Origin of the sequence: Rheinheimera baltica (genome assembly GCF_030731985.1) — a bacterium.
Taxonomy (GTDB): domain Bacteria; phylum Pseudomonadota; class Gammaproteobacteria; order Enterobacterales; family Alteromonadaceae; genus Alishewanella; species Alishewanella baltica.
The window spans coordinates 455,082-465,244 of the sequence record NZ_JAPJDY010000003.1; the positions used below are offsets into that span (position 1 = coordinate 455,082).

4 protein-coding genes are annotated in these 10,163 nt (G+C 49.1%); all 4 read right to left on the reverse strand.

Annotation, left to right across the window (positions count from 1 at the left end; all coding sequences use genetic code 11):
* Positions 1–10: 10 nt before the first annotated feature.
* The gene (locus ORJ00_RS07475; RefSeq protein ID WP_306139433.1) at positions 11–3,139 is read right to left on the reverse strand and encodes an efflux RND transporter permease subunit; all 3,129 of its coding nucleotides are present in this window, start codon (positions 3,137–3,139) and stop codon (positions 11–13) included.
* Positions 3,136–4,332: an efflux RND transporter periplasmic adaptor subunit gene (locus ORJ00_RS07480; RefSeq protein WP_306139434.1), complete on the reverse strand. Its 1,197-nt coding sequence runs from the start codon at positions 4,330–4,332 to the stop codon at positions 3,136–3,138. Before ORJ00_RS07480 ends, ORJ00_RS07475 begins: the two co-directional genes overlap by 4 nt.
* A 160-nt stretch (positions 4,333–4,492) precedes the next feature.
* Positions 4,493–5,464 (reverse strand): TauD/TfdA family dioxygenase, encoded by a 972-nt coding sequence (locus ORJ00_RS07485; RefSeq protein ID WP_306139435.1) that lies wholly within the window; start codon positions 5,462–5,464, stop codon positions 4,493–4,495.
* Positions 5,451–10,163: non-ribosomal peptide synthetase (locus ORJ00_RS07490; protein WP_306139436.1), on the reverse strand; the 4,713-nt coding region annotated here is incomplete at its 5' end. The genes ORJ00_RS07490 and ORJ00_RS07485, both read right to left, overlap by 14 nt.

Consider the following 10,163-nt stretch of genomic DNA (forward strand, 5'->3'; position numbering starts at 1 on the left):
AATAAGGCTATCATAGATCACTGCTGTTGGAGATTGCAGTCGGTTTGGCTTGCTGTGGCAGCGCCGAATCACGGCCTAATCGTCTCACTATGGCGTTTTGCCAACGCACAAGTCTTGCCTGTTCAGAATTAACCAGAACATACAACGCGGGTACCAGCAATAAGGTAACCACCATTGCCAGCAATACGCCAAACGCCAGAGAAACAACGGTCGGTTGTAAGAACTGAGCTTGCCTGGAGTTTTCTGCCAGCATGGGTAACAAGCCGATGAACGTAGTAACAGATGTAAGCATAATGGGTCGAAAACGCCGCACAGCTCCTTCAACAATGGCTTCGGCCGCAGTCATGCCATTGGCTTTTAGTTTGTTAACGCAATCCATTAGTACCAGATTTACATTGATTACAACCCCGGCAGCGGCACCGATACCGAAATAGGAAAACAAAGCCATCGGAATGTCGTATAGCAAGTGTCCGTAGACGGCGCCCATAAAAGCGAATGGGATAGACACCATAATTAGTAATGGTTGCCAATAAGAACTGAAAGCCACGGCAATCAGGGCGTACATCAAAAATAGGGCAATCAGGTATAAAGCCAACAACTCGACTAAAAATTCTTTTTCACTTTGTGCCTCACCCACTTCACCTAAAGTTACTCCTGGAAAGCGTTGCTGCCATTGCGGAATAAGTTCACGTTTCAGTTCAGCCTGAATTTCATGTTGCACATCTCCATGTAGTTCAGCGCTGATAGTTGCTGAACGTTGGCCTCCACGTCGTTCGATTTTCTGAACTCCAGACTGAGAGGACAGTTTGGCAACTGACAACAAAGGCACCTCACGACCGTCGAGCGTCCGGACATACATATCCTGCAGACTGCTGGAACTGCGACGACTGTCGGTGGGGTAGCGCACCATAACCCGTACGTCATTGCCGTTGCGGGGCAATCGCTGAACTTCTTGACCGTAGTACGCTTGCCGTACCTGTGTAACTACTTCACTCAGGGTCAGCCCCAGTTTTTCGGCACCAGGCAGTAAACTGATATTTAGCTCTTCGTTGTAACTTCGTAGATCATCACGAATGTCATAGATTTGGTTGTAATTGACCAACTGACTTTTAAAATCTGCTACTGCTGCAACCAGTTGGTCCAGATCCGGATGATTGATTTGGAACTCCAGTGCCGGGACCTGGTTACTTTTGTAATAGACTTCCAAGGTTTGAGCATCAGGGATGTCGCCGACAGCTTCACGCCAGCTTGCGGCTAGCGCCGCGGTATTCATTTCTGCGCCCTCACGTGCGCTTAAATCCAGTGTAACCATCACCTGATTGCCGGTCACAATGGCCAGTTCTTTATCAATTTGGGTGTGAGGATCCTGAAGTTGCAGGTGAGCCTCGCGCACTTGAGCCAGAACGGCTAAAGGACGTGCTGGCGGTGTGCTGTCGTCAAACTTGACGGTAAATCTGATCTGGGTATTCTCAATATCGGGTAGAAAAGAAAACCTAACCCAGCCGCTGCCTAGCAAATTTACGCTAATGATAAACAAACTGATAAAAAAACATGTGGTGAGTAATGCATTTTTGGTGACCCAAGTTGCCAGTCTCCTGTAATGGACATGAGCAAACTTGATAATGCTGTGCTCAATGCGTTGTTGCGTTTTGAATATCAAGCTCTGGCTTCGTCTGGGTTTTAGTTTGCTCAGGTGCGCGGGCAAAATAAAAAAAGCTTCTAGCAATGAAAAGATCAATGCGCAGATAATCACGATCGAGATTTGACGGGTAATTTGAGCGTCTTCACCACTGATAAAAAACCATGGTACAAATGCAATCATCGTTGTCAGCACGGCATAAAATACTGGCTTAGCGACCAGTTGTGTGCCGATGATGGCATTATTAAGGTTACCTCTGCCATCTTCTTGACTTTGCTCATGGATACTTTCACCGACTACGATGGCATCATCGACCACAATCCCCAACACCAGTAAAAATGCGAAGGTGGAGAGAAAGTTGATAGATACATCGTTGCCTGGTAGTAAGGCAAAACTTGCTGCATAGGTTGTGGCAATCCCCGCACCGACCCAAAAAGCGATTTTGGGTCGCAACGACAGAAAGAGAACGGCAACTACCAGCATCAAACCAGATAGTGCCGATGAACCAATAGCATCCATCCGGCTGTTATAAATGTCGGAAGTGTCCAGCCATATATCTAGCGACATTTCTGGCGGCAGCGAAGGCTGTACAGTTTGCAACCATTCTTTCACAGTATCACTGACTTTTACGACGTCCATGCTTTCGGTAGACATCACATCAATCAATACGGCGGGCTGACCATTGTAGGTAACCTGATGTTGCTTGTCCTCGAAACCATCATGAACTTTTGCAATATCACCCAGTAGCAGAATGCCGCCGCTGACAGTTTGACGAATGATGATCTGCTCGAAATCCCGTTGTGACATTGCCAGGTGTTGCGCGCGTAACTGAAGTGTTCCCTGGCTGGTACGGATCTGTCCGGCCGACAGATTTAGTGAACTGTTGCCAACAGCTTGGGCGATATCATCAAAAGTAAGTTTATAACGACGCAAGGCGGTTTCAGATATTTCAATAGCGACTTCTTCATTCCGAACGCCGCTGAGTTTTACAAGATTGACCGCTGGAAGCATTCGCATGTCATCCCGTAACTTTTCGGCCTGACGTTTTAGTACAAGTTCCTCAACATCACCGTATAATGCCAACCGAAGGGTGTTTTCTCTGAGGATGACTTCGCTGATCACCGGTTTTTCGATATCTCGCGGGAAGCTGTTAATACTGTCAATTTGCAGCTTAATCTGATTGGTAAACTGGGACATATCGACGGTCGCGTCTGCTTTGATTTCAATCAAGGCTTGCCCCTGCAATGCTGTGCTGCGTATTTTGTCGATATGATCTAGCCCTTTCAGCGCACTTTCAACCCGAATAACCAACTGCTCTTCTACATCCCGCACCGATGCCCCCGGCCAGGCAATGCTGACCTCAACGGTATTGACGCTGACTGTGGGGAATACTTCGCGGTCCATTTGTAGATAGCCCATCAGCCCGGACAAAAACATGGCAATCATTAACAGGTTTGCTGCGACCGGGTTTTTTGCCCACCAAGCAATCAGTTTATTCATGATTTGCCTGCTTCTGTGGTTGAAGCCACCGTGGCTGTCGCAGTGGGATTGATATTCACTTTCATTCCTTGCACTGCACGGTGCATAGGTGAAATCGCAACTTTTTCACCGGCGCTGACGCCACTGTTCAACAATACCTGATCGTCTTCACGGTGCAGGATATCGACGGTACGAATATCGAGCTTATTGTCAGTAATGACATAGACCCGTCCGCCAGCGCGTAGTGCTTGATCCGGAATAACCAGCACCGAAGTTTGTATTAGCGGAATGATTTCTGCTTTGACATACTGGCCTACCGCCAGTGGCATTGTCTGACCAAGTTCTGGTCTTAGTTGATAAGGTTGTTCAATCTCTACATAACCCTGAATCAACTGTGTGTCAGTATCCAGAGCGGCGTCTAACCGGACCAGACGTCCTTGCCAGTAACGGGTCTTTTGCGCCAGTATTGCGCTGAGCGTAACCGGAATTGGCTCATCGTCTGCGGCTGCACTATAGCCAAGTGGCAAGTCCAGCAAAGCGAGCTGTTGATCGGTGATGCTTATTTTTACCTGAGCGACGTCTGTTGAGTACAACGTGGCCAGTTCAGTACCCGGGACGACATATTGATTGAGACCTACCAGTCGTTGTTTAACCCGTGATCCATAGGGTAACGTCACCCTAGTGCGGTTAAAATTGAGCTTAGCTTGCTGCAATTCTGCTTTTGCTGCGGCCAGATTTGCTTCGGCGAGGACTTTTTGTGGAATTTTTAGCGCCAGACTAGAATGCCCCTTGCCACTTAGTTGGGTTTCGGCTACTCGTTTGTCAGCTGCGCGCTCCTCGACTTCTAACTGCGCATTAGCCACGGTAGCTTGAGCCCGAATTAATGCCAGCTGATAATCAATATCTTCAATCTGGATGATGACGTCGTTGGCGTTTATAGCTCCGCCATCGGCAAACTCCGGGTGCATGGCGACGATTTTCCCGGTGACCTGGCTGACTAGTGACAAAGTGTTTTTAGCGGTCACTTGTCCTTGAGATGAGATAATTATTTGGCGCGGGCTTTGCTCAACCATGGCTACGTCGGCCTGAGGAATGATGTTTTCCGGAGGGAGCTTTACGGGCGTGGTTTTGGTTGCGTAAAGCAATTCGCTTACAAGCAAGCCCATCCCAATGACGAACAACGGTATACTGAGTTTGAAGGTTTTCTTCAACACGAGTCACTTCCTGTATCCCAAGGCCCGAAAGCTTGCTAACGAGTATTGTAATTGTTGGATTTCTGTCAACAGATATATTAATTAGAATAATTCTTTGATGTAGCTAGTAATTCTCACAGGTACCCGGTTGCTCATAGACAACCGGGTTGAAGGCACATATTCAGCAGCTGAAAGGTGTTGTCATGCCGACCAATACTTGACGCTCGCCGGTATAAGGTTCCCGACCGTGGGTGAATAGCATATTGTCCAACAGCAGCAAATCATGTTTTTGCCAGGGGAAAGCCACTTTATGATCGATGTACAACTGGCGAATAATGGCCAGATAGGCAGGGTCGATGGCGCTGCCATCTGCAAAGTAGGTGTTCTTGGGCAGCTTATCGACAGGCATCAGGCTCAGAAGACTTCGCTGAATGTCTGGACTGAGATTAGAAATATGATAAAGATGCGCCTGATTAAACCACAGCTTTTCGCCGGTTAGCGGGTGTATTTGGATAGCAGGATTAATTTGTGTTGTGCGCAGGGTGTCGTCGTCGGACCATTGGCAGTCGATGCGGTTTTGTTCACAGTACTGTGCAACCTGATGTCGGTCGCTTGTTTGAAAAACCTCTTGCCAGGGTAGATCAATATTGGAGTAATTACGTACATACATGATGCCTTTACGAGCAAATTCCTCGCGAATTTCAGCTGGTATTTTCTGGTAAATAATTCGATTATCGGCGACAGGCGTAGCGCCTCCACTAGTAGCTGGCTTTGTGCAGAGAAAACCAATACGCATTGCCCAGCTGTTGGCGTAGGCGTTTTCGCTGTGTTGTGGAATGGTCTGATCAGCATGGTATTCTGTCGCGGTGTAAACATTCCCCCGCAGTTCTGTCCGTGGTGTCGAACGGTACTCGTATCGGATTAGGCTTTCGCCAAACAATGACATTAGCAGCTGGCCGAACTGATTGCTCGATGGCAGATTCAGGCCGCGGATCAACAGGGCACCATTTGCTTGCAGCATCCGGTTAATAGCATCCTTATGCGTTTGGATCCATTGCAAGGCCCGCTGCCCTTCGGTGTCTACCTGTAACAGCAGTTGCAGGCCATCAATAAGTTGCAAATCATTTTGGCTGAAAGATTTAATTTCTGACATCGGTTGATTCCTGTAATGAGGTAGGGGCGTTCTCTGGTTGTCTGGAGTCCGACAGCCGAGCCAAATCGGTCAGTTGTTGCCGGATAACGCACACAATATGCTCTGCGTCGTCTGCTGTCATGTAGGCTGGGTTTACCTCGAGTTGAGCGCTCAGCTGTTGTTTATGTAGTGCCGCAGACATCGCCAGTTTGATGGGATAGTCAAACTTATCGGACGTCGCACCGACTCGAATGTTGGCGCCGCCACTTTGTTGTTCCAGATACTCAGCGTTGTGAAAATTGACATAATTAAATGCGGCCGGACTGAAGTCACGCTGATTAATCATGGCCAGCAACTTATCTCGCGGGTAAAGCGCATGGCTGTCTGTGTTCAACAAGCGCTGTGCCAGCAGTTGTAGGCAGGTTAACCTGTTCGGGTGTTGTGGCATCGTTACCGGCAGCAGATTCCAGAATAAACCGATACCGCCAAAAGGATCACTCAGACGATTTGAGCGGCCGCTTGTCACTACGTCAACTGTGATGCCAGACCATTGCCAGATCTTAGCCAGCGTCGTCTGATAAGCATGAAGTAGTAAAGTTTTAAGCGGTATCTGCAACTGCACAGCCAGATGGTTCAGGTCGGCAGTCACTGAACTGTCAATCGTGAAATCAAAGCGAAGCCAATCTACAGCCGCCACAGTCTGGCTCGGCAGAGCTGGCATTGGCACATAGTCGCTCAATAGTTGTTGCCAAGCGAGCTTGTGCTGTATGCAGTGACGAGCTTCCAGTTCCAGCGCGACATGTTGCTTAAATACATTCTCGTTACTGGCGGTATCGTCGGTGAGTTTGCCAGCCAGCAGCTGTGGATAAAGAGCCAGTAGCTCGTTACGTATTTCTACTAACGCCCAGCCATCGATGACGGCATGATGGCAGGAAATCAGCAAACCCCAGTGGAGATGACTGAATTTTACCAGTGAGAAGCGGATGCAGTTTTCTCCCAGGGCAAATCGTTGCATGCTGTTCTCTTGTAAAAGTTGATTGACAGCCTGTTCTTGCTCCGGTTCTTTCAAATGACTTAAATCGGCCAGTGGCAACGGTACAGCCAGATGTTTGTTAACCAATTGCACAAAGTCGTGTTCGCCATTGCGGGCAAAATGCGTGCGCAATGCCGGGTGCCTATTGACAATAACAGACAATGCTTTTTGGAGTATTTCATGCTTTAAGGCAATGTCGTCCAGACGATATAACACACTGGGCTGGTAAACACCCACTGCTGTGGCATCACTGTCGTGGCAAAGTAACATCTGCTTTTGTAACGAGGTGACCGGATAACCATCCTCGATATGGTGTGGTTTCAACCAGATTGCTTTGTTGAAATCTTGTTCCAGCAGTTCCATCGGCACGGGCTGGCTGTCAACGGTAAGTTGCCGGTGTTGGCAATGACGAGCAATTTGTGCGATGTTCTGGTGCAGAAATACATCTTTGACAGTAAGACTGAATCCCTGTAACTCCGCCTTTTTCAGTACTTGGATCACGCGGATGGAATCGCCGCCGATGGCGAAGAAGTTATCGGTCACGCCCACCGTGGCCAGGCCCAGTACTTGTTGCCAGATATCACATAAAATGGCTTCGAAGCGGGTGGCCGGAGCCATATAGCTAGGGTTTGAGATTGGTAAATCATCCAGTGCCAGCAGCGCTTTACGATCGGCTTTACCGTTTCCGGTGAGCGGAATACTATCTACGATGACAAAGTTGGACGGCACCATATACGCCGGTATTTTTTGCAATAAGGTGTCACGTAATTGCTGCCGGTCAAGCTCAGGTGCCTGCTGGTATTCTTGCGATGACAGCACTAAAAATGCTGCCAAATAAGCGTGGCCGTCAACGGCATTTTTCAGCAACACAACAGCATCCTGAATACCTGCGCAGCCTAGTAAACTATGCTCTATCTCGCCAAGTTCAATCCTAAAGCCCCGTAACTTGGTCTGGTGATCCATACGGCCCAGGTATTCCAGTTCACCATTGTCCAGTCTGCGCACCAGATCGCCACTGCGATATAGTTTTCCCGGTCCAAAAGGATTGTCAATAAAACGCTCGCGTGTCAGCTCTGGCCGGTTCAAATAACCCGGTGTCACTCCGTCTCCACCGACCAACAGTTCACCGGGTGCACCGACCGGTTGTGGCACGCCCCAAGGGTTACAGACATAGGCTGTCAGATCAGCCAACGGCCGGCCAATGCAGCTTAGCGGCTTGCTACAATCCGCTTGGGAAATTCTGCGATAGGTTACATGTACGGTCGTTTCGGTAATACCATACATATTGATCATTTGTACCTGCTGATCTCCAAAAGCGTGCATCCAGCTTTGCAATCGCTTCGGTTCCAGAGCTTCACCGCCGAAGATGACATAACGAAGCGGAGGCAAATTTTGCTGATGGGCGAGTATCTGATCAGCTAACATGTAAAAAGCTGAGGGCGTCTGATTAAGCACTGTGACCTGTTCGTCTTGCAGTAGTAGATGAAAATCGGCCACACTGCGCGTCACATCGTAAGGAACAACGATCAGGCGACCACCATACAGTAAGGCACCCCACAGCTCCCATACTGAGAAGTCAAATGCAATGGAGTGGAACAACGTCCAGCAATCACTAGGGCCGAAGGCAAAATGTTCGTTACCCGCGAGGAACAGACGCAGCACGTTTTTATGCTGCACCACCACACCTTTTGGATTGCCGGTTGACCCGGAGGTGTAGATGACATAAGCCGGAGCTGCCCCCATTATTTCATCTGTAGCATCAGCGGTATCAGCAAGATTAGAGGCTGAGAAAGCACTCAGGCAGGATTGTAGCTCAGGGCTATCAAGGCAAACAGACTGTATTTCGCTAGCGAGGTCCGAAGACAGTGCCGTGCTGGTAACTACGATCCGGGCTTTAGCATCTTGCAGAATATACTGACAACGTGCTTTCGGGCTGGCAGGGTCTACCGGTAAATAGGCCGCGCCTGCTTTAAGAATGGCCAGCAGAGCCACTATCATATCAAGTGATCGTTGCACATAAAGACCAACAAAGTCACCGGGCTGTAAGCCCTGTGTTATCAGGTAACGTGCCAGTCGATTGGCTTGTTGGTTCAGACTGTTATAGCTTAGTAACTGATCCTGATATTTCACTGCAGTAAGTTGTTTTTGCCGGGCAACCTGTTGTTCAAACAGCCGGTGAAGCCGCGTTTCTGCCAAGGGGTAAGTCATTGCCGCTACCTGGGTGTCTGGTGCAGTAACCAGGGTATAACTGTGAATGGCCGCGGCTGGCTGGGAGATAATCTGTGTTAAAAGTGTCTGATAAGCCTCCGCCATGCGCATAATGGTACTTTGATTAAAGATATCTGTGTTGTAAATCCAACTGATCTCCAGGTTGTCAGTGGCAGTAGAAACCTGCACTGAAATATCGAACTTGGCACATTCATAATTGTTTTCCACTTCGCTGATAGTCAGGTCTGGCAATTCCAGCTTGCCAATCTGGTTGTTCTGTAAAGAGAACAATAATTGAAATAATGGTGGGTGGCTGAGATTACGGGTTGGACTAAGTTTTTCAACCAGCATCTCAAACGGCAATGCCTGATGTTGGTAAGCGTCTAACGTCATGGTTCGGGCTTTAGCCAGATAATCAATGAAGCTGGGATTGCCAGACAAATCATTTCTTAGCACCAGATTGTTGACAAAGAAGCCAATCAAGGGTTCAAGTTGTAACTTGGTTCGTCCGGCAATGGGAGTTCCAACCACAATCTCTTCATCTCCACTCCAGCGTCCCATCAGCAACGCAAAAGCGGCTTGCATCAGAATAAATGGGGTTACATTTTCCGCATGTGCAAGATCTGTGATGGCCTGAGCCAATTGCGCTGCAAAGGACATGCTCAGTGTTTCACCGCGGTTGCTGGGCTGTGTTGGTCGTGGGGTATCAGTGTTCAAACCGTGTACAACCGGGATCCCCTTCAACTGTGATTGCCAGTACGAAAGTTCGGCGGTTATCGCCTGGTCATCCATGTTTGCGCGTTGCCAGACGGCGTAGTCGGCGTACTGTATAGCCAGAGCAGGTAATTGGGGTGATTGCCCCAGCGTCAAGGCGCGGTAAAGGGTCACGAACTCGTTAACCATCACCCCCATAGACCAGCCGTCGGATGCGATGTGGTGCATGTTAAAGAGTAGAGCATGCTGCTGTGGCGCGAGGCTGATAAGCGAGACGCGCAGCATAATATCGGTACTGAGGTCAAAAGGTGTCTGTGCATCTTCGCGGGCCAGCTGTTGCAAGCGTGGCATTTGAAGTGAGTCATCTAAGTGCGTCAGGTCGAGCGTGGCGACGGGGAGGGTGTCGATGTCACGTATAATCTGCACACCTTCACCGTGTTCGTCGGTGGCATAGACGGTACGTAAAATGGCATGGCGTTGCAGTAACAAGGAGAGAGCCTGTTGCAGCGCCACGGTATCGAGTTGGCCCTGCAAGCGCAGTGCCATGGGCATATTGTACTGAGCACTGGCCGGCTGTAACTGGTCGATAAACCACAATCGGCGTTGGGCAAAAGACAGCGGCAGAGGCCGGTCGTGGTCACAGGTTGGAATGAGCACCTGCTGAGCCTGGTCGGCCTGGGCAATCAGTAGGGCTTGAGCCTGAATGGTTTGCGCCTGAAATAGCTGAGCCAGCGAGATATCGACTTCGAATGTCTGCTGGATACG

Bases quoted from the DNA above. Each gene is read 5' to 3' on its own strand.
- ORJ00_RS07485 (WP_306139435.1), bottom strand. From the start codon at position 5,464: ATGTCAGAAATTAAATCTTTCAGCCAAAATGATTTGCAACTTATTGAT.
- ORJ00_RS07475 (WP_306139433.1), bottom strand. From the start codon at position 3,139: ATGAATAAACTGATTGCTTGGTGGGCAAAAAACCCGGTCGCAGCAAAC.